Source organism: Mesorhizobium sp. M1A.F.Ca.IN.022.07.1.1, assembly GCF_003997575.1.
Classification (GTDB): domain Bacteria; phylum Pseudomonadota; class Alphaproteobacteria; order Rhizobiales; family Rhizobiaceae; genus Mesorhizobium.
This window is the reverse complement of sequence record NZ_RZST01000065.1, coordinates 1-20,772: the sequence shown is the minus strand read 5'-3', so window position 1 is coordinate 20,772 and position 20,772 is coordinate 1. Positions and strand designations below refer to the sequence as shown.

22 protein-coding genes are annotated in these 20,772 nt (G+C 65.0%); 20 read left to right on the top strand and 2 right to left on the bottom strand.

All coding sequences use genetic code 11. The features are described from left to right. The 20 genes from flgH to EOA75_RS10325 form a co-directional block, all read left to right on the top strand. On the top strand, positions 1-543 hold a 543-nt coding region (flgH, locus tag EOA75_RS10420; RefSeq protein ID WP_164747339.1), incomplete at its 5' end, for a flagellar basal body L-ring protein FlgH. Between the two features lie 18 nt (positions 544-561). Beyond that, a complete protein-coding gene (locus EOA75_RS10415; protein ID WP_067326069.1) occupies positions 562-1,056 on the top strand; it encodes a flagellar basal body-associated FliL family protein in 495 nt (164 codons plus the stop codon). Continuing rightward, a complete protein-coding gene (gene fliP, locus EOA75_RS10410; RefSeq protein WP_067326066.1) occupies positions 1,053-1,784 on the top strand; it encodes a flagellar type III secretion system pore protein FliP in 732 nt (243 codons plus the stop codon). Before EOA75_RS10415 ends, fliP begins: the two co-directional genes overlap by 4 nt. Positions 1,785-2,012: 228 nt before the next feature. Continuing rightward, a complete protein-coding gene (locus EOA75_RS10405; RefSeq protein ID WP_067326063.1) occupies positions 2,013-2,897 on the top strand; it encodes a flagellin in 885 nt (294 codons plus the stop codon). Between the two features lie 280 nt (positions 2,898-3,177). Then, positions 3,178-4,062, top strand: a complete 885-nt coding sequence (locus tag EOA75_RS10400) for a flagellin (RefSeq protein ID WP_067002412.1) — start codon at positions 3,178-3,180, stop codon at positions 4,060-4,062. Between the two features lie 187 nt (positions 4,063-4,249). Then, positions 4,250-5,908, top strand: coding sequence for a flagellar basal-body MS-ring/collar protein FliF (gene fliF / locus EOA75_RS10395; protein WP_095823391.1), 1,659 nt, complete (start codon positions 4,250-4,252; stop codon positions 5,906-5,908). Positions 5,909-5,911: 3 nt separating this feature from the next. Continuing rightward, on the top strand, positions 5,912-6,538 hold the full coding sequence (locus tag EOA75_RS10390) for a hypothetical protein (protein WP_127241319.1): 627 nt from the start codon (positions 5,912-5,914) through the stop codon (positions 6,536-6,538). Beyond that, positions 6,535-7,980, top strand: a complete 1,446-nt coding sequence (locus EOA75_RS10385) for a MotB family protein (protein ID WP_127324203.1) — start codon at positions 6,535-6,537, stop codon at positions 7,978-7,980. Before EOA75_RS10390 ends, EOA75_RS10385 begins: the two co-directional genes overlap by 4 nt. Then, positions 7,977-9,407, top strand: a complete 1,431-nt coding sequence (locus tag EOA75_RS10380) for a chemotaxis protein MotC (RefSeq protein WP_127324202.1) — start codon at positions 7,977-7,979, stop codon at positions 9,405-9,407. The genes EOA75_RS10385 and EOA75_RS10380 overlap by 4 nt, the downstream gene beginning before the upstream one ends. After that, a complete protein-coding gene (locus tag EOA75_RS10375) occupies positions 9,404-10,801 on the top strand; it encodes a flagellar hook-length control protein FliK (RefSeq protein WP_127324201.1) in 1,398 nt (465 codons plus the stop codon). The genes EOA75_RS10380 and EOA75_RS10375 overlap by 4 nt, the downstream gene beginning before the upstream one ends. After that, the gene (locus tag EOA75_RS10370; protein WP_127241481.1) at positions 10,731-11,321 is read left to right on the top strand and encodes a transglycosylase SLT domain-containing protein; all 591 of its coding nucleotides are present in this window, start codon (positions 10,731-10,733) and stop codon (positions 11,319-11,321) included. Before EOA75_RS10375 ends, EOA75_RS10370 begins: the two co-directional genes overlap by 71 nt. A gap of 221 nt (positions 11,322-11,542) precedes the next feature. Then, positions 11,543-12,211, top strand: coding sequence for a response regulator transcription factor (locus tag EOA75_RS10365; protein ID WP_067002421.1), 669 nt, complete (start codon positions 11,543-11,545; stop codon positions 12,209-12,211). 91 nt (positions 12,212-12,302) lie between these two features. Beyond that, positions 12,303-13,559, top strand: a complete 1,257-nt coding sequence (locus tag EOA75_RS10360) for a flagellar hook protein FlgE (RefSeq protein ID WP_127324200.1) — start codon at positions 12,303-12,305, stop codon at positions 13,557-13,559. Positions 13,560-13,591: 32 nt separating this feature from the next. Beyond that, entirely contained in the window at positions 13,592-15,046 is a 1,455-nt protein-coding gene (gene flgK / locus EOA75_RS10355) for a flagellar hook-associated protein FlgK (RefSeq protein WP_127324199.1), read from the top strand. Positions 15,047-15,049: 3 nt separating this feature from the next. Then, positions 15,050-16,099 carry a flagellar hook-associated family protein gene (locus EOA75_RS10350; protein WP_095800446.1) on the top strand — a complete coding sequence of 350 codons (1,050 nt, stop codon included), beginning with the start codon at positions 15,050-15,052 and terminating at the stop codon, positions 16,097-16,099. A gap of 31 nt (positions 16,100-16,130) precedes the next feature. Continuing rightward, positions 16,131-16,478: a flagellar biosynthesis regulator FlaF gene (gene flaF, locus EOA75_RS10345; protein ID WP_067002429.1), complete on the top strand. Its 348-nt coding sequence runs from the start codon at positions 16,131-16,133 to the stop codon at positions 16,476-16,478. Next, the gene (flbT, locus tag EOA75_RS10340) at positions 16,475-16,912 is read left to right on the top strand and encodes a flagellar biosynthesis repressor FlbT (protein ID WP_127216042.1); all 438 of its coding nucleotides are present in this window, start codon (positions 16,475-16,477) and stop codon (positions 16,910-16,912) included. Before flaF ends, flbT begins: the two co-directional genes overlap by 4 nt. Before the next feature lie 2 nt (positions 16,913-16,914). Beyond that, positions 16,915-17,325 (top strand): flagellar hook assembly protein FlgD, encoded by a 411-nt coding sequence (gene flgD / locus EOA75_RS10335; protein WP_067326039.1) that lies wholly within the window; start codon positions 16,915-16,917, stop codon positions 17,323-17,325. A 21-nt stretch (positions 17,326-17,346) separates the two neighbouring features. Next, a complete protein-coding gene (fliQ, locus tag EOA75_RS10330) occupies positions 17,347-17,613 on the top strand; it encodes a flagellar biosynthesis protein FliQ (protein ID WP_027165133.1) in 267 nt (88 codons plus the stop codon). 197 nt (positions 17,614-17,810) lie between these two features. Continuing rightward, on the top strand, positions 17,811-19,454 hold the full coding sequence (locus EOA75_RS10325) for an MFS transporter (protein WP_067326036.1): 1,644 nt from the start codon (positions 17,811-17,813) through the stop codon (positions 19,452-19,454). A 34-nt stretch (positions 19,455-19,488) separates the two neighbouring features. On the opposite strand, the gene EOA75_RS10320 is transcribed toward EOA75_RS10325, so the two are convergent. Beyond that, on the bottom strand, positions 19,489-19,845 hold the full coding sequence (locus tag EOA75_RS10320) for a cupin domain-containing protein (protein WP_164747338.1): 357 nt from the start codon (positions 19,843-19,845) through the stop codon (positions 19,489-19,491). A gap of 105 nt (positions 19,846-19,950) precedes the next feature. Further along, positions 19,951-20,772 (bottom strand): FAD-binding oxidoreductase (locus EOA75_RS10315; RefSeq protein ID WP_127324198.1); only part of this gene is annotated, 822 nt, incomplete at its 5' end.

Here is a 20,772-nt window from a genome sequence, read left to right as displayed (position 1 = left end):
GTCAAGAAATTCTCGCTTTGGGATGATCGCCAGAGCAGGCTTTTCACCGATCCGCGGGCGCTGCGCGAGGGCGATATCCTGACCGTCAACATCAAGCTCAACGACAAGGCCAATTTCAAGAACAAGAACGACCGCAGCCGCACCGCCGCGCGCAAGCTCGGCTACGACGTCACGCTCGGTTGGGACGGCAAGAGCACCAGCGGCAAGGGCGATGCCGGCTTGAGCTCCAGCACCGAGACCAACGCCGACGGCGAGATCAATCGCTCGGAGAATCTCGAGCTCAATGTCGCCGCCGTCGTCACCGAAGTGCTGCCCAACGGCAATCTGATGATCAGGGGTTCGCAGGAAGTGCGCGTCAACTACGAGCTTCGGGTCCTCACCATCGCCGGCATGGTGCGTCCCTCCGATATCGGCGCCGAAAACACCATCCCCTACGAGCGCATCGCCGAGGCACGCATCTCATATGGCGGACGTGGACGCGTGAGCGAGGTCCAGCAGCCGGCCTACGGTCAGCAGATCCTCGACCAGGTTCTTCCTTTCTAGGCCGGGGAGATCGCTGTCGTGGCAAATGTCGAGCAGGCTCAGTCCAAGAACGGACCGTCCCTTGTGGTCCAGCTCGCCATGCTGTTGGCCATGACGGGCGCGGCCGTCGGCATGGGCTGGTTCTCGGGCGGCTATCTCAAGCAGGGAGAAGCCCCGGCGCCGGTTCCTGCCGCACCCGAGAACGCCGGCAGCCCGGAGAAGTCGGCCGAAGTGGTCAAACAGATTGCCGGACCGACGGTGGTCCAACTGGCGCCGATCACCACCAATCTCGCCGCACCCAGCGAAGTCTGGATAAGGCTGGAGGCATCGGTGCTCTACGACGCGCCGCAGCCGCAGGAAATGACCGAGCAGATCCATCAGGACCTGCTGGCGTTCGTGCGCACGCTGAAGATGCATCAGATCGAAGGCGCCAGCGGCTACCAGCATCTCAAGGCCGATCTCGACGAGCGTGCGGCGCTGCGCAGCGGCGGCCACGTCAAACAGGTTCTCATCAGGACGATGCTGCTCGAATGAGAAAGTTCCTCATCGCCACGGCGCTCATCGTCATCACCACCTCTGTCGCCGCGGCCCAGCAGCTCGATCTCGGCGGCATAGGCAAGGCCGACGGCACCACGGTCGGCTATCTCATCCAGATGTTCGGGCTGCTCACCGTGCTTTCGGTGGCGCCGGGCCTGCTGATCATGGTGACGAGCTTCACCCGCTTCGTCATCGCCTTCTCGATTCTGCGCGCCGGCATCGGCCTGCAGTCGACGCCGGCCAACCTGATCCTGATCTCGCTGTCGCTGTTCATGACCTTCTATGTCATGGCGCCGACCTTCGACCAGGCTTGGAACACCGGCGTCAAGCCGCTGATGGACAACCAGATCACCCAGGCCGAGGCCTTCGAGAAGATCTCGGATCCGTTCCGCAGCTTCATGCTGCACAATGTGCGCGACAAGGATTTCGATCTTTTTGCCGATCTCGCCCGCGAGCGCGGCCAGACTGTCTCGCGCGACACCGTGGACCTGCGCATTCTGGTGCCCGCCTTCATGATCTCGGAAATCAGGCGCGGCTTCGAGATCGGTTTTCTGATCGTGCTGCCGTTCCTGGTGATCGATCTCATCGTCGCCACCGTGACCATGGCGATGGGCATGATGATGCTGCCGCCGACGGTGGTTTCCCTGCCGTTCAAGATCCTGTTTTTCGTGCTGATCGACGGCTGGAACCTTCTGGTCGGCAGCCTGGTGCGATCCTTTACCTGATCGCCCCGCCGGGCTCCAGGACGACACTTAAGGCTTCGCCTGCTAAGGCCCGCGCGAATTATTTTGGATTAACCGTCCAGTTTAGCCGTTTGGTAGGAAGTTGCCCGCATAGTCCGCTCCAGATGGCGGGTGATCGGGTCTCAGCGATCATGGGCATGATGCCGCACCGTCATACCGGACAAGCCGGTATGTCAAAAAAATCCGTGTAAAAACCAAGGTACGAGTATCATGTCCAGTATCATGACCAATTCCGCTGCGCTGACCGCGCTGCAGAGCTTGAACAACACCAACAAGCAGCTCGAGACCACCCAGTCCCGCATTTCCACCGGCTACCGTGTCGCCACCGCCAGCGACAACGCCGCTTACTGGTCAATCGCCACCTCGATGAAGTCCGACAACAAGGCGCTCTCGGCCGTTCAGGACTCGCTCGGCCTCGGCGCAGGCAAGGTCGATACCGCCTACACCGCCATCAACGACGTCAAGGATCAGGTCGACCTGATCAAGACCAAGCTGGTTACAGCCCGCGGCGCCAGCCAGGAAGACCAGCAGAAGATCGCGACCGAAATCAAGGCCATCCAGGATCAGATCAAGTCGTCGGTCACCAACGCCAACTTCGCCGGCTCGAACCTGCTGCAGAACGACGGCACGGCTGCTTCCGATCTGAACATCGTTGCTTCGTACAACCGCACCGGCTCGACCGTCACCATCGACACCATCAAGGTGGCCTCTGCCGACACGCAGGTCCTCGACACGGCGGGCACCGGCGGCATCGTTGGCGGTCTGCTTGCGACGACCTTCTTCGACCCGAGCTCCGCCGCCGTCGCCGACACCGCCATCGACACCGCGCTCGGCAGCGTTGAAACGGCGCTCGGCAAGCTGTCCACCGGCGCCGCCTCGCTCGGCGCCGCAAAGTCGCGCATCGATACCCAGCAGAGCTTCCTGTCGAACCTGTCGGACTCGATCGACAAGGGCGTCGGCGCTCTGGTCGACGCCGACATGAACAAGGAATCGACCCGCCTGCAGGCCCTCCAGGTGCAGCAGCAGCTCGGCATCCAGGCGCTGTCGATCGCCAACGGCAATTCGCAGCAGATCCTGTCGCTCTTCCGCGGCTGATCGCCCGGCGAACTTCACGCATCTTGTCGGGCCGCGCCACCAGCGCGGCCCGATTTTCATTTTTGATGCTGCTGCCCCTCCGAGGCGCGCCTCTTCCCTCGGGAAATATTACCGCACCGCGGTTTCAAGGCTGGCTTTTAACGCGCCGTTAACTGTGACGCGCTAGCTATGGTTAACCAATCGCTATGACGGGCCGACCGACGGTCGACAGGCATGACCGCCCCCGCCAGAGAGTTGACCGGCATGCGCGAGGCATGCCTGCTTTGAGAAGGGGTGTATCTTGGCAAGCATCATGACCAACGCCGCCGCGCTCACCGCGCTGCAGAGCCTCAACGCCACCAACAAGGCGCTTGAGACGACGCAGGGCCGCATCTCGACCGGCTACCGTGTCGCCACCGCTTCCGACAACGCCGCCTACTGGTCGATCGCCACCTCGATGCGGTCCGACAACAAGGCGCTCTCGGCCGTCCAGGACGCGCTCGGCCTCGGCGCCGGCAAGGTCGACACAGCTTACACCGCCATCACCGACATCAAGGACCAGGTCGACGCGATCAAGGCCAAGCTGGTCACCGCGCGCGGCGCCAGTCAGGACAACCAGCAGAAGATCGCGACCGAAATCAAGGCCATCCAGGACCAGATCAGGTCGTCGGTCACCAATGCCAGCTATGCCGGTTCGAACCTGCTGCAGAATGACGGAACGGCCGCCTCGGACCTGCATGTCGTGGCTTCGTACAACCGCACCGGCACGACCGTCTCCATCGACACCATCGACGTGGCAGCGACCGACACGCAGGTTCTTGACACCGCCGGCACGGGCGGCATCGTCGGCGGGCTGCTTGCGACGACCTTCTTCGATCCGAGTGCCGCGGCCGTTTCCGACACCGCCGTCGACACCGCGCTCGACAGCGTTGAAACCGCGCTTGCCAAGCTCTCCACCGGCGCTGCCTACCTTGGCGCCGCCAAGTCGCGCATCGACACCCAGCAGAGCTTCCTGTCGAACCTGTCCGATTCGATCGACAAGGGCGTCGGTGCCCTCGTCGATGCCGACATGAACAAGGAATCGACCCGCCTGCAGGCGCTCCAGGTGCAACAGCAGCTCGGCATCCAGGCGCTGTCGATCGCCAACGGCAACTCGCAGTCGATCCTGGCCTTGTTCAAGAGCTGATATTTCCGCTGAGGCAACCCCTCCATCGCAAGGCCGCGTCCTGAGCGCGGCCTTTTTCTTGCGCGTCGGACTGCTGCCTCCGGGCCGTTCGGGCCTCGCATAGCCCCTGGCCGCACGCACTATCATCCTCGCACAAGCTTCGCGGTCTAGTCTTCCGGCGGAAAGTCATGATGGGAGCGGTTGAATCGTGCCGGAACAGATCCAGAGCCTCATCGCGAACCTCCGCGGCTTCGGCGTCAGGCGTCTCGCTCTCATGGGCGGCATCGCCGCGCTGGTCATGGCCGTCATCGGCGTCGGCTCGGTCTATCTCAACCGCCCGGCCTACGAGACGCTCTATGTCGGGCTCGACCGCAGCGACGTGAACCAGATCGGCCTGGTGCTGGGCGAGGCCGGCATCGGCTTCGATGTCGGCGCCGACGGAACATCGGTGCTGGTGCCGGCCGGCACCACCGCGCAGGCGCGCATGCTGCTGGCCGAAAAGGGCCTGCCGACCAGCGCCAACGCCGGCTACGAGCTGTTCGACAATGTCGGCTCGCTCGGCCTCACCTCGTTCATGCAGCAGATCACCCGCGTGCGTGCGCTGGAAGGCGAGATCGCGCGCACCATCCAGTCGATCGCCGGCGTCAAGGCGGCGCGCGTACACATCGTCATGTCCGAGCGCGCCAATTTCCGCCGCGACGAGCAGCAGCCCTCGGCCTCGGTGGTCATTCGTTATGCCGGCGTCGATGCCGAAAAGAGCGCCCAGTCGATCCGCCACCTCGTCGCCGCAGCGGTTCCCGGCCTGTCGGCCGACAAGGTGACCGTGCTCGATTCCAACGGCAATCTGCTCGCCGCCGGCGACGACACTTCCAACACAAGTGCTGCCCGCACGCTCGGCGTCGAGCAGACGGTCGAGGCGCAGATCGGTGACAACATCCGCCGCGCGCTGACGCCCTATCTCGGCCCCGACAATTTTCGCGCCAGCGTCAAGGCCGACGTCAATACCGACACCCGTCAGACCGAAGAAACGATCTTCGATCCCGAATCCCGCGTCGAGCGTTCGGTGCAGTCGGTGCGCACCAACGAGGCCAGCAACCAGAAGCAGGCCTCGAACCCGACCAGCGTCGAGCAGAACCTGCCCGAGACGCAGACGACCACGACTGAAGGGCCGCAGTCCTCCTCGCAGAACGACCGCAAGGAGGAGATCACCAACTACGAGATCAACTCCAAGAAGATCGCCACCGTTTCCAATGGCTACTCGGTGACCAAGATGTCGATCGCCGTCGTCGTCAACCAGGATCGGCTGAAGACCATCCTCGGCAAGGACGCCACCCCCGAGCAGATTGCCAAGCGCGTCGCCGATATCCAGAAGATGGTGGCCTCCGCCACTGGCTTTGAGGAGAAGCGCGGCGACGTCATCGATGTCTCGGCGGTCGAGTTCATCGACGGGCTGGACGGTGAGCCGATCGACCAGCCGGGCATCCTCGCCTCGATCGGCACATACACCGGCACGCTGATCAATGCCGGCGCCTTTATCGTCGTCGTGTTCCTGGTCGCCTTCTTCGGCCTGCGGCCGATGGCGGCCGCGCTGACGGCGTCGGCCAAGCCCGCGGCCCTCGCCGGCCCGAGCTTCGACGATGTCCAGCGCTCGCTGCCGACGCCCGACGCGCCGGTGGCCGCAATCGCGGCCGACACGGCCGTCGGCGCGCTGCCGGGCGCCCGGCCGGGCGCCACTCCGCTCGACGACCTGCGCCAGAAGATCAGGCCTGCGCCGCAGGAACGGCTAGCACGCATGGTCGACCTCAACGAGGAACGCACCGCCCAGATCCTGCGCAAATGGGCCGCCGCCCCGGAAGCCGCGGGTTAAGCCATGGCTTCGGCGGCCCTTTTCGATCTCCTGCCCGATTTCGGTTCGCGCGCCCCGCGCGCCGGCCAGGCACCGTCAGCGCCTGACATCGAGCGCAAGCCAGACATATCGCCACCGCAGGCCGACATCGGCGCGCTGATCGCCGAGGCGGTGGCCGATGCGGAAGCAGCACTCGGGGCGCGGCTCGCGGCCGCCCACGAGGCGGCCCTCGAGGCCGAACGCCAGGCCAATGACGATGCGGCAAAGGCGTTCCTCAAAAGCTTCGGCGGCGATCTGGGGGCGGCGGTCGCGACACGGATCGATGCCATGGAAGCGCGCGTGGCCGAGCTCACCGCCGCCACCGTCGCCCGCATCATCGGCGGCGTGGTCAGCGATGATCTGCAGGAGCGCTCGATCGAAGCTCTTGCCCGTACCGTAAGCGCCGCGATTGCCGACAGTGAGGCGGTGCGTATCGGCGTGCGCGGGCCACTGTCGCTGTTCGAGCCGCTGAAGGCGTCGCTTGGAGATCGCGCGGCCAATCTCGATTTCACCGAGGCCGCCGGCTTCGACCTGACCGTGACCATCGATGAAACCGTCTTCGAGACGCGCATCGCCGAATGGTCGGCTTCCCTGTCGGAGGTCCTATCATGAGCGCCATCGACCACGGCGAGGCCAGGCACGAGATCATCATCGTCAAGCGCAACCACGACGGTCATGACGACGGCCATCATGGCGGCGTCTGGAAGATCGCCTTTGCCGACTTCATGACCGCCATGATGTGCTTCTTTCTCGTCATGTGGCTGATCAACGCCGCCAACGAGCAGACCAAGGCGGCGGTCGCCAGCTATTTCAACCCGGTCGAGCTGATCGATCGCAATTCCAGCCGCAAGGGCCTGGAAGACCTTGGCGACGGCCCGAGCAAGGTTGGCCTCACCGCCGACAATCCGCAGGATGGCGCGAGCAAGGCCGGCGAGGACGGCAAGGGCGGCGCCGGCTCCTCCGACCGCAGGCAGACGAAGGAGGCCTCGCAGAAATCCGATCTCTCCGACGAGCATCTGTTTGCCGATCCCTATGCCGTGCTGTCGGAGATCGCCACCGATACCGGCGTGATGCAGAATGTCAGCGCCAAGGGTGAAGGCGGCGCTCAGAACGCCGGTCCGGCGACCGGCGCTTCCGGCGGCGAATCCTATCGCGATCCTTTCGCGCCGGACTTCTGGTCGCAGCAGGTTGCGACGCCTGGCGCCGAAGCCAGCGCCGAACGCAGGAGGATCGAAGGCGATCCGGCCAGGCCTGGCGAGAAGGTCGCCGAGACCGATGTGCCGAAAGTCAAGGCCGCTCCGCCGGCACCGCCGCAGTTGGATGCGCCGCTCGAGCCGCTGGCGGCACCGGAAAAACCCGGTGCCAAGGTGGTCGCCGGATCGGACGGCGACACGAAAGTCGGGAAGGCCGAAGGCAAGGCGATCAAGGGCGAGAAAGCCCAAGCTGAAAAGGCAGAAGCCGAAAAGGCGGAGGCCGCTGCGACCGATGCTGCGATGCCGGGAGCCGCAGGGGCCGAAGCGGCGACGGCCGAGCCGGCAAAGGCGGAGCCGGAGCAAGCCTCCGACAAGGGAAAGAAGGTCCCGAGCAGCGCCGCCCTCAAGGCGGCCGCCGAAATCAAGCAGGAACTGGCCAAGGCTTTCGCGCCCGGTGACAAGCTGGCCGAGGGCGTCTCCGTCGAGGCAACGGACAAGGGCGTCGTCATCTCGATCACCGATCAGCTCGACTTCGGCATGTTCGAGATCGGCTCGGCCGTGCCGCGCCGCGAGATGGTGCTGGCGATGGAGAAGATCGGCCGCATCATCAACGAGAAGAAGGGCACCATTACCATCGGCGGCCATACCGATGCGCGGCCGTTCCGCAGCAACGCCTACGACAACTGGCGGCTGTCCACCGCCCGCGCCCACTCCGCCTATTACATGCTGGTGCGCGGCGGCGTCGACGAAAGCCGCATCACCGAGGTCGCGGGCTTCGCCGACCGCCAGCCCAAGATCGCGTCCGATCCGCTGGCCGCCGCCAACCGCCGCATCGAGATCCTGATGGCGACCGGCGGATGAGGGTCAGAACCGCCATCGGCCGCGCAGTCGGGCTGCTGCTGCTCGCCGCAGGATCGCCCGCTGCCGCTTTTGCACAGGATGACGGCCTGCAGCCTTACCAGCTGGTGCGCTCGCTGCAGTTGGTCCAGGACCGCATCGCCGGAGGCGATCATGCGGCGCTGCCGATGCAGGCCAAGCTGCTGGAAATGACCGATGCGAGGCTTCGCGCCGCCGATGCCGGCGATTTCAAGGACCCGAAGAATTTCCGCGCTCTGCTCGTCTATGGCATGAGCGGCGGCAATCCCGTCACTGTCAAGGCGGCAGCTTCGCGCGCGGCGGCCGACCCGCAAAGCCTCGCCATCGCCAAAGGGGTCGTCGCCTATCTCAACGGCAGGCCGGCCGCGGCAATCGAAATCCTGAAGCCGATCGACCCGATGAGCGTGCCCGCCGACCTCGGCGCCTTCCTGGCGTTGGTCAAGGGCTCGCTGCTTGCGACCGATGAACCCGCAACGGCGCTGACCCTGCTGGACGAGGCCCGCCTGCTCAGCCCCGGCACACTGGTCGAGGAGGCAGCGCTTCGCCGCTCGGTCGGCCTCGCAGCGACACAAGGCGACGCCGCGCGCTTCGCGCTTGCCTCGACGCAATATGTCGCCGGCTATCTCTATTCCCCCTATGCCAGCCAGTTCGCCGATTCCTTCGTCTCCGGTGTGATTGCGCTGCACATGTCGATCAGCCAAGACAAGCTCGCAGACATCACCTCGATGATGGACCCCGAGCGCGAGAAGGTGATTTATCTGCGCATCGCGCGCCGCGCCGCGATCGACGGGCTGAGCGACCTCTCCGCCTTCGCCTCGGCCCGGGCCGAGCAGGGCCGCAACGGCAAAGGCAATCAGGACGACCCGCGCGCAGTGCTCTATTCGAGTCTCTCCACGGTGACGTCGGCCACGATCGACGATGTGCGCGCGAGGCTCGGCACGATTGATCGCGGCAAGCTTTCGGAGAGCGACCGCGCTTTGCTCGATGCGGCACAGGCCATTGCCGGCGAGGTCGTCGCTCCTGTGCGTGCGGCCGTCATGAATGAGACGGAGGCCGCGGGTCCGGCAAAGAGCGATGCCGCGAAACCCGCTGAAACCGAGGCTGCGAGCCAGGCCGACTCCGAAGGGTTGCCGCCGGTGGAGGGCGCGATGGCCGAGCAGCCGGCCCCGGTGAAGCCGGCGGACGCGCCGGCCGCAGCGTCCGCGCCGCCGGCTCCGCCGACGACGGCTCAGGCCGCGGCCGAGGCTCAAGCCTCCGCTCCTGCGCAGCCCGAAACGCCATCCGTGCCGCCTGCATCCACGCCGGCGGCCGCAGCAAGCCTCGATCCGCACGATCCCACCGATGCCGCGATGCTCAAAGCGCGCCGCCAGCTCGACCAGATCGACCAGCTACTCGGAGCCGCTCCCAAATGACCAGCGCCCAAATGAACAGCGTGAGCCAGGCCACGCCGGGACTTGCATCCGCCCACGTCCAATCGCGGCAGCATCCTGCCGACGGCAAGGAAAACGGCGCGAATTTTGGCGAGATGGTGCATGGCGCCGAACAATCGGCGCGGCAGGCAAAGCATCCCGCCGAACCTGTGTCTTCCGATGCGCAGCCGGCGCGGCGCGCCCTCGCCGGTTCGCCCAAGCCACGACCCGATGAGGATGGCCAGAACAAGACTGCCGCGCCGAAGCCAGCGGCCGGAAAGGGCGCGAAGAATGGCGCCGAGGCTGACCATGCAAAGGCCACGGACGATGCCGATGCGGCGGCGCAATCGTCAGATAGCGCTCCGCTTCAGGACGGTTTGCCCCTGCTGATGGCGCTGGGCGACATCCGCCACTTCGCAACGTCGACAAATGCCGAGCGCGGTGGATCTTCTGTCGAGGGAGAGGCAGGAACCCAGCCCTCGATCGGCCAGGCCGCGTCTTCGCAGCTGGCGATCCGTCAAGGCAAACGCATGTTGGCCGACGCTTCCGAAGGCAGCGAGCCGTTGCCGCGATCCGGTCGCGCGACGATGGCGACCGAGAAGCGCGGGCCCGATTTCGGACAGAAACCGGCCGGCGCTGGTCCGGGCCCGGACATGTCGATCCGCAAGGACGACATCCTGTCTGGAACGCAAGGAGCCGCAACCGACGCAACGACGCCGCAAGGCTGGCGTCCGGCGGCCGCCCAGAAGACCGCGCAAACGGCGCAAGCCCTCGCATCGAACAATCAAGCCAAGCCATCCTCTGCCGCCGGGCGCCTGGATGTGGTCAGCCAGCAGAGCTTCCCCGCGCCGGCCCAAAACGCCTTCGGCCAGACGGTATCGGCGCTGGCCGAGGCGATCGCCTCGGACAGCGGCGTTCAGCAGGCCTACTCGAGCGGCCCGATCGGCTCGCACGCGACCAACTCTGTTGCCGTTTCGACACATGTCCTGAAGATCGAACTCCACCCGGCTGACCTCGGCACGGTCACCGCCAGCCTGCGTCTTTCCGGAGAGCAACTTTCGATCGAGATGAAGCCGGAAACGCACGCGGCGTACCGCCGTCTGACCGCCGACAGCGACGCCATCGTCAAGTCGCTCCGCAGTCTTGGTTTCGACGTCGATCACGTCACCATCATGCAACCCTCGATAGCGGTCCATTCGGCCGGTCGCGTCGAAGCGAGCGGCGCGCCGCCGATGTCCACGGGCCGCGAACAGCCTTCGTTCCAGCCCGGGAACTCGGGCGGCAACAGCGCCGGCGGCGATCGGCAACCGGGAAGGAACAACGGCAATGGCGCACAGGAATTCGGCCGCGCTGCTTCGCCTCTTCGCGAGCGCGCTGGCGACGATATCTATATCTAGTCTGGCCGCGACCGTCGCCAAAGCCGCGCCCAATCCTTGCGAGCCGGAAATCCTGCGCGCCGCCGATCGCTATGGCGTGCCGGCCGGTATCCTTTACGCGGTCGGCCTGACCGAAACGGGAAAGAAGGGCAGCCTTCAGCCCAATGCTTTGAATGTAGAAGGAAAGGCTGTTTTTCCGCGCAGCAGGGGCGAAGCGCTGGCGACGTTCGAGAATGCCCGCCGCGAGGGCAAGACGCTGATCGATCTCGGCTGCATGCAGATCAATCATCGCTATCATGGCGCGCAGTTCCGCAGCGTCGAGGACATGCTAGACCCGCACCAGAACGTCGACTACGCCGCGCGCTTCCTGGCGAGCCTCCACGCGCGCCACATGACTTGGTCGATGGCCGTCGCCCGCTATCATGCCGGCCCCGACAACGACCCGGCGCAGAAGGTGTATGTCTGCCGCGTCATCACCAACATGGTCGCCACCGGCTTCGGCAAATGGACGCCGAACGCCAGCGCGTTCTGCAACCAATAGTTGCTCAAGATATGCCCTTTAGTCCGCCGCGAGGGGGTTCACAGCGGCAGCCGGCAGCCCTCTATCCAGTGCCGCGAATTGACCCTTCACGGCCGGCTTTATTACGGCTCCCAAAAAAACTCCCAAGAAAATAGCTACAAGAAATGACGGTTTTTCAGGATTCACCGCACCGGATACCGCTTTCCGCACGGGGCAAATGAGATGATTCGGAGGGCGGGCCGATGATCGTGATCGTTGATGAGCGCGAGCTCGTAACTGAGGGCTACAGCTCACTTTTCGATCGCGAGGGCGTCGCCACCGCCGGCTTCGCGCCAGGCGAGTTCGGCGAGTGGGTGAACTCTGCCGCCGACACGGATTTAAGATCGGTCAGGGCTTTCCTTATCGGCGACTGCCGCGAGGGCGCCATCTCGCCGCGCCAGATCCGCGACCGCACCGGGGCGCCGGTGATCGCGCTCAGTGAACAGCACTCGCTGGAACACACGCTCAGGCTCTTCGAGAGCGGCGTCGACGACGTCGTCCGCAAGCCCGTGCACATCCGCGAGATCCTCGCCCGCATCACCGCCATCCGCCGCCGCGCCCGCGAAGAGGCCGCCTACACCGAGGTCGGCTCGATGCGCATCTTCATGGATGGGCGCGACCCGGAGATCGACGGCGAGCCGCTGCCGCTGCCGCGTCGCGAGCGGCGCATCCTGGAGTATTTGGCCAGCAATCGCGGCCGGCGCGTGACCAAGACGCAGGTGTTCAACGCCATCTACGGCATCTTCGACGAGGAGGTCGAGGAGAACGTGGTGGAGAGCCACATCTCGAAGCTGCGCAAGAAATTGCGTGAGAAGCTCGGCCACGACCCGATCGATTCCAAGAGGTTCCTCGGCTACCGGCTAGTGTTTTGATGGTCGTCGCCGGCACATCCCGCGCCAGCCTCGCGCAAGACACGAGGCTTAGTTTTGTAGCCTCTCAGAAAGGCACCGAGGAGATGTATCGATGAGCCTCTACGGAATGATGCGCACCGGCGTCTCCGGTATGAACGCCCAGGCCAACCGCTTGTCCACGGTGGCCGACAACATCGCGAATTCCGACACCACCGGCTACAAGCGCTCCTCCGCCGAATTCTCGACGCTGATTATGCCCAGCACCGGCGGCGCCTATAATTCGGGTGGCGTCACGACGACGATCCGTTCGGCCGTCAGCTCGCAGGGTGTTCTGCAATACACCACTTCGGTCTCCGACCTCGCCGTCAACGGCGACGGCTTCTTCGTCGTGCAGGACCCGAGCGGAACGCCCTATCTCACCCGCGCCGGCGCCTTCGTTCCGGACGCTCAAGGACGCCTCGTCAACGCCGCCGGCTACCAGCTGATGGCCTACAGCTACGCCAACGGCGATCCGGCCGCGACCGCCAACGGCTTCGAAGGCCTCGTGCCGGTGCAGATTTCCGATCAGGAGATGACGGCGACGCCGAGCACGGAAGGGACATTCACCGGCAACCTGCCGGCTGGCGCCACCGCTGTCACCGCCGGCAACCTACCCACCGACAACAGCAACTCGTCACAATACACGTCGAAATCGTCGCTGGTCGCCTACGACAATCTCGGCAACAAGGTGTTGCTCGACGTCTACTTCACCAACACCGGCACCGGCACCTGGCAGGTTTCGGTATTCGATCAGTCGAAGGCCACAGCCGGCACGTCGTTCCCCTATGCGGGCGGCGCGCTGGGTTCGGCCAATCTCACCTTCGACACCACCACCGGCAAGCTCACCGGCGCGACCACCGGCGTGTCCTTCACGGTGCCGAACGGGTCGACTCTCAACCTCGACCTCTCCAAGCTGACGCAACTCGGAACCGGCTTCACGGTCTCCGACGCCAACGTCAACGGCAATGCGCCGAGCACGATCGAAAAGATCCAGATCAGCCAGGACGGCGTCATCTACGCCCAATTCGAGGATGGCTCCACCAAGCCGCTCTACAAGATCCCGCTGGCCGACGTTCAGAGCCCCGACAACCTCACCGCGATGCCGGGCAACGTCTATGTGCAGAGCGCGGACTCAGGCGCTGTTCGCATCGGCTTTGCCAATGAAGGAAAGCTTGGCTCGGTTGTCTCGGGCGCGCTCGAAAATTCCAATGTCGATATCGCCGAGGAACTGACCAACATGATTGCGGCGCAGCGCAGCTACACCGCCAACTCGAAGGTCTTCCAGACCGGTTCCGACCTGATGGACGTCCTGGTCAACCTGAAGAGATAACCCCATCGGGCGCCAGCCCGTGAAAGACCCGCATGTCGCTTTCCACCGCATTAAGCATCGCCCAGTCGGCGCTCCTGGCCACATCCAAGCAAACCAGCGTCGTGTCGCGCAATGTGGCCGACGCGTCCAACCCGGACTATGCCCGTCGCGTCGCCGTCGTCACCAGCACGGCGCCCGGCGCGCGATCGGTGGAGATACAGCGCGCCGCCAATGATCTTCTGTTCCGGCAGAACCTTTCCGCGCTGTCGGCATGGAGCGGCCAGAGCGCGCTTTACAGCGGCATGGATCAGCTCGACCTATCGGTTAATGGTGTCGACAATGCATCGTCTGCGTCGACCGCGATCGGCAATCTGCAGCAGGCGCTGCAGCTCTACGCCACCACGCCGTCGAACCAGAATCTCGGCGCCAGCGTCATCGACGCAGCCAAGCAGGTGGTGAGCTCGCTGAACGACGGCACCACGGCGATCCAGGATTTCCGCACCCAGACGGACGGCCAGATCGCCACCGCCGTCGACGACCTCAACTCGCTGCTCAGCCAGTTCCAGGACGCCAACAAGGCCGTCATCGCCGGCACGCGCTCCGGCACGGATGTGTCGGACGCGCTCGACCAGCGCGACGCGCTTCTGAAGAAGATCGCCGAATATGTCCCGGTCTCGACCTTCACGCGCGGCGACAACGACATGGTCATCACCACCAAGGACGGCACGACGCTGTTCGAGACGGTGCCGCGGTCGGTGACCTTCACGCCCTCGGCCGGCTACACCGCCGGCACGCCCGGCAACACGATCTATATCGACAATGTGCCGCTTTCTGCAGGCACCGGCGACAATACCAGCGCCGACGGCAAGCTTGCCGGCATGCTGAAGCTGCGCGACGGCGTTGCCGCGACCATGCAGAGCCAGCTCGACGAGATCGCGCGCGGCCTGATCACGGCATTTGCCGAGACCGCGCCGTCTCAGCCCAACGCCGCAGGCCTGTTCACCTGGTCCGGCGCGCCGGCTATTCCCGCTGCCGGCACCCTGGTCGACGGCCTCGCCGGCTCGATCAGCGTCAACGCCGCGTTTGACCCGAGCGCCGGCGGCAGCGCGACGCTGCTGCGCGACGGCGGCGCCAACGGCGCGGCCTATGTTTCCAACACCGGCGGCGGCGCCTCCTATTCTGACCTGCTGATCGCCTACGGCAACAGGCTCGACCAGCCGATGGCCTTCGACCCCTCCGCCGGCATCACGGTCAGCTCCGGCGTCTCGGATTACGCGGCCAACACCATCGGCTGGTTCGAAGGCGTGCGCCAGCAGGCGTCGACCAACGCCGACGCGAAGGAAGCGCTGGCCACTCGCACCGCCGAAGCGCTGTCGAACGATACCGGCGTCAATGTCGACCAGGAAATGTCCCTGCTTCTCGACCTCGAGCATACCTATCAGGCGTCGGCGCGCATGATGAAGACCGTCGACGACATGCTGGACGCCTTGTTGGGCGCGGTGGGATAATCGATGAAAGCGACAGCCGTCTCCTCAGCCGCCATCTCCAACGCCCTGCGCTATCAGCAGATGCGCATGCAGGCCGATCTCGTCAAGGCGACCACGGAATCCCAGACCGGCAAGGTAGCGGATGTCGGCCTGGCGCTCGGCGGGCGCACGACACAGGCCGTCACCTTCCAGCGCGATCTCGACCGGTTGAACGGCATCGTCGATTCGAACTCGCTGGTCGCCGCGCGTCTGACTTCGACACAGGATTCGCTGGGTCAGCTCTCCGATGTCGCGCAGGATCTGCTGACGGCGCTGACCAGCGCCGTATCGGGCGACTCCTCGACCAGCATCACCCAGACCGCCGGCGCCACGGCGCTGCAGCAGATGACGGGCATCCTGAACACCAGCGTCAACGGCGAATACCTGTTTGCCGGGACCAACACCGACGTTAAGCCGATCGACGACTTCAGCGCCGCCGGCTCGCCCGCCAAGGCGGCGTTCGACGCCGCCTTCACCAGCTATTTCGGCTTCACCCAGAACGACCCCGCGGCCGCCAACATCACCGCCGCCCAGATGGACGACTTCATCACCACCGCGGTCGAGCCGCAGTTCCTGGGCTCCGGATGGCAGGCCAACTGGTCGAACGCCACCGACGACCAGATCACCAGCCGCATTTCATTGAACGAGACCACGCAGACGTCGGTCAGCGCCAACGAGCAAGGCATCCGCAAGCTCGCCATGGCGGCCGCCATGGTCGGCACGCTCTTTGCCGGCAACATCAGCGAGGCCGGGCAGAATACGATCGTCAGCCGCGCGCAAAAGCTGGTCGGCGAGGCCATCGGCGGCATCGTCCAGGTGCAGTCCGAAGCCGGCCTCACCCAGAAGCGCGTGTCCGACGCCAGCGATCGCATGAAGACCCAGGTCGATCTGTTCGAGAAGCACATCATCGACCTCGAAGGCGTCGATCCCTCGGAGGCCGCCACCCGCGTGGCCGACCTGACGCAGCATATAGAAACGTCCTTCGCATTGACCGCGCGACTGCAGCAACTGAGCCTGTTGAACTATCTCACCTGAACACTCTCACCGGAACGCCAGAGCTCCGACGATGTATCAATTCTCCTACGCCGACATCCAGACCGACTCCGTCGCCGACGCCAAGGACCGGGAGCGGCAGTTGCTCACCCGATCGATCGACATGTTGTCCACGGCAGCTTCCGTTGGGCCGGAGTCGATTGAGGCGGTCGAGGCGCTGCACTTCACCAACCGCATCTGGACCACCTTCGTCGAGGATCTCGGCTCCAGCGACAATGCGCTGCCCAAGGAACTGCGCGCCAATCTGATCTCGATCGGCCTGTGGCTGCTGCGCGAAACGGAAGACATCCGGCAGGGCCGCACCAACAATTTCGAAGGATTGATCGAGGTCTCCCAGATCATCCGAGACGGCATCCAATGAGCAACACGCTGAAGATCTCGCTGAAGCCGAACGAGAAGATCTACATCAACGGCGCCGTCGTCCGGGTCGACCGCAAGGTCACGATCGAGCTGATGAACGACGTTCAGTTCCTGCTCGAAAGCCATGTCATCCAAGCCGAGCAGGCCTCGACGCCGCTCAGGCAGCTCTATTTCATCGTGCAGATCATGCTGATCAACCCGCCGGGAGCCTCCGAGGCCCGCGACATGTTCCGCCGCTCGCTGCCGATGCTGATCGCAAGCTTCGACAATCAGGAAATCTGCAGCGCGCTGAAGCAGATCGACCGCATGGTCGGCGAGGATCATATCTACGAGGCGCTGAAGGCGATCCGCGCGCTGTATCCGCTCGAGCGCCAAGCGCTTGGCGGCAATGACGACATTCCGGAAGCGCCGCGCGCGCTGGCTGTGGGAGCATAAAGATGGCCGTGGACATGACAACGACGATCCCGGTTGGCGCCACCCAGGCCAGCAGCCAGCAGACCTCGAAGACAGCGGTCGACTACCAGTCGTTCCTGAAACTTCTGATCGCCGAGATGAAGAACCAGGATCCGACCAAGCCGATGGATTCGACGGAATATGTCGCGCAGCTCGCGACCTTCTCGCAGGTCGAGCAATCGGTGCAGACCAACAGCAAGCTCGACCAGATCATGCAATCCTCGGCGCTGTCGCAGGCGGACGCGCTGATCGGCCGTTCGATCACCGCCGCCGACGGCAAGACAACAGGGACCGTGGCTTCGGTGAAGCTCGCAAGCAGCGGCCTGATCGCGGTGCTGCAGGACGGCACCGAGGTCCCTGTCGGCGCGGGCGTATCGATCAAGCCGGCCGCTTAGAGTTTCGCATAGGGTCTGCCCATGAACGAGGCCGACGCCCTCGATATCGTGCAATATGCGGTGTGGACGGTGCTTACCGCCTCCGCGCCGGTGGTGCTCGTGGCTATGGCCGTCGGTATCGGCATCGCGCTTATCCAGGCGCTGACGCAGATTCAGGAAATCACCCTCACTTTCGTGCCCAAGATCGTCGCCATCATGCTGGTCGTGGCGCTGACCGGCCCGTTCATCGGCAGCCAGATCTCGGCCTTCACCAACGTCATCTTCGAACGCATCGAGCACGGCTTCTGACCTGGGGCTGCGGGCATCCCGCCCGCGCGGACCGGCAAAAGTTTGGTCCACACCGGCAAGATGCTTGGCCTAAAGCTTCGCCGACGCATTTTCGCCTTTGCCTTCCTGTTGTTGGACCGGGATGCTTTGGCGAGTCGCCCGCGCGATGATGGCGCCGGGCGAGCGCAAGACAGCAAGATGAAGGCGGGACAGCGACCATGATCGACGACGAGCCGGAAAGCGAACGCGTCTCGGCGCTGGCGCCGTTCCGGCACGGCATCTTCCGTGCCGTCTGGTCGGCGAGCCTTGTGTCGAATTTCGGCGGCTTGATCCAGGGCGTGGGCGCCGCCTGGATGATGACGACGATCGCCACCTCATCCTACCAAGTGGCGCTGGTGCAGGCCTCGACCACCTTGCCGATCATGCTGTTCGCGCTTGTTGCCGGCGCCATTGCCGACAGCTTCAACCGCCGCAAGGTCATGCTGGTGGCGCAGAGCTTCATGCTGGTGGTCTCGGCACTGCTCACCGTATTCACCTGGTTCGGCTGGATGACGCCGTGGACGCTGCTTGCCTTCACCTTCCTGATCGACAGCGGCACGGCGCTGAACAGCCCGTCATGGCAGGCGTCGGTTGGCGACATGGTGCCGCGCGCCAAGGTGCCGGCGGCGATCGCGCTCAACTCAATGGGCTTCAACATCACGCGCAGCGTCGGCCCGGCGATCGGCGGCATCATCGTCGCCGCCGCGGGGGCGGCGGCGGCCTTCGCCGCCAACGCCATCAGCTATATCGGCCTGATCGTCGTGCTTTTCCGCTGGAAGCCGGAAGTGCCCGCGCCGACCCTGCCGCGGGAATCGCTCGGCGCCGCGATGGGAGCCGGCCTGCGCTATGTCGCCATGTCGCCGAACATCGGCAAGGTGCTGGCGAGAGGCTTCGCCTTCGGCTTCAGCGCCGGCGCGGTGCTGGCGCTGCTGCCCCTGGTGGCGCGCGATGTCGTCAAGGGCGACGCGCTGACCTACGGCATCATGCTTGGCGCCTTCGGTATCGGCGCGGTCGGCGGTGCGCTGATCAGCGTGAGGCTCAGACAATTGCTCTCCAGCGAAACGATGGTGCGCGCCGCCTTCGCCGGTTTCGCGCTTTGCGCCTTCAACGCCGCCGTCAGCGACAATGCCTGGCAGACGTCGGCGGGCCTGCTCATTGGCGGTGCCTGCTGGGTGATCGCGCTCTCGCATTTCAACGTCACGGTGCAGATGTCGACGCCGCGCTGGGTGGTCGGGCGCGTGCTGTCGATCTACCAGACAGCAACCTTCGGCGGCATTGCGCTGGGCAGCTGGATCTGGGGCGTCGTCGCCGACGCCCATGGCGCGGAGACCGCATTGATGGTTGCCGCTGTCACCATGCTCGTCGGTGGCGGCATCGGCCTGATCCTGCCGCTGCCGCAGCACACCGCTCTCAACCTCGATCCGCTCAACCGGTTCAAGGAGCCGATGCTGGCGCTCGATTTGAAGCCGCGCAGCGGCCCGATCGCCATCATGATCGAATACATCATTCGCGAGGAGGACGTGCCGGAATTCCTCGCAACCATGGCCGAGCGTGGCCGCATCCGCCGCCGCGACGGCGCCCGCAACTGGACGCTCGCCCGCGATCTCGAAAATCCGGGCATCTGGATCGAACACTACCACACGCCGACCTGGGTCGAGTATATCCGCCACAACCGGCGTGCCACCCATGCCGACGCCGTTGTCGGCGAGCGCATCCGCGCGCTGCACAGCGGCGAGAACCCGCCGCGTGTGCGCCGCATGATCGAACGCCCGACCACCGCCGGCACGGCCCTTGTCTCGCCCAAGGGGCCGATCGATCACTAACCCGCGTCTTTTGGCCCGGAATATCTGGTTCCGATCAGCCAGCGCTGTGGATCATATATAGCTTGCGCGTCGTCTCATGAATCAGCCACTCGCCCTTCCAGCCCTTCGGCAGGACGAGCAGATCGCCAGGCCCCAGCTCACGCATCTCGCCGTCGGCACGGCTCACTTCCACGCGACCGGAGATGATGTGGCAGATCTCGGATGAACCCGAGCGGTCGGCGGTGAAGCGGCCCGGCGTACATTCCCAGATGCCGATATCGACGGTCCCGTCCGGCGATTGGAAGAACGAGCGCACCGCTTCGACCTGATCGCCTTCGATCGAGGTCGGCTTCAGTGAAAAGGCGCCGATATCGGCCGTGGCGAGGTCGCGGAAGGTCGAAAGGTCGATCAAGATAGGCTCCAGTGTCAAAAGCAATTCCAGGAAAGTGCAATGGTTTTCCGTCTGGAATTGCGCGAAAACAAAGAGTTAGAGCGGTTCGGCGAGCGCCGAACCGCCCTAGTGGCCTGTGATGCTGTCGGCCAGAGCGGCCAGTTTCGAGGTGACATTGAGCCCGGCGGCCTCGCGTTGGTCGGCGATGCGGTAGAGCTGATACATCGAGTGCACGCCGAGCCAGCGGAACGGTTCCGGCTCCCACGGTCTGACCTTGCGGTTGACCCAGGGCAGTCGCGTAAGATCCGTGTCATTGCCGAGGATCAGGTCGGCAAGTGTGCGCCCAGAAAGGTTGGAGCTCGACACGCCCAGCCCGACATAACCGCCGGCCCAGCCGATGCGCGTTTTGGGGTCGAGGCCGACCGTCGTGCACCAGTCGCGCGGCACGCCGAGCACGCCGCACCAGGCGTGGTCGATGCGGCACCCGGCCGTCTGCGGCAACAGCGTCGTCAGGATCGTGTGCAACTGGTCCATCGTCGCCTGCTGCGTCCGACCGTTGACGTCGGTGCGCGAGCCATAGCGGTAGGGCACGCCGCGACCGCCCATAGTGATACGGCCCTCGCGCGTGCGCTGGGCGTAGCAATAGGCGTGCGCCGCATTGCCGAGCAGCTCATGCCCCTCCCAGCCGATCTCGCGCCAGAGTTCTTGTGGCAGCGGCTCGGTCACGATCTGCGCGCTGTTGAGCGCCAGCCATGTCCGCTCTTCCCCGGGAATGCCGGCGGTGAAGCCTTCCGTCGCACGGATGATGGTCTCGGCGCGCACCGTGCCGCGATCCGTGGTGACCTTGCCCTTGGCGATCGACGTCACGGTCGTCTTTTCGTAGATCGGCACGCCGAGCCGCTCGACCGCTTCCGCCAGCCCGCGCACCAGCTTGGCCGGCTGCACCCG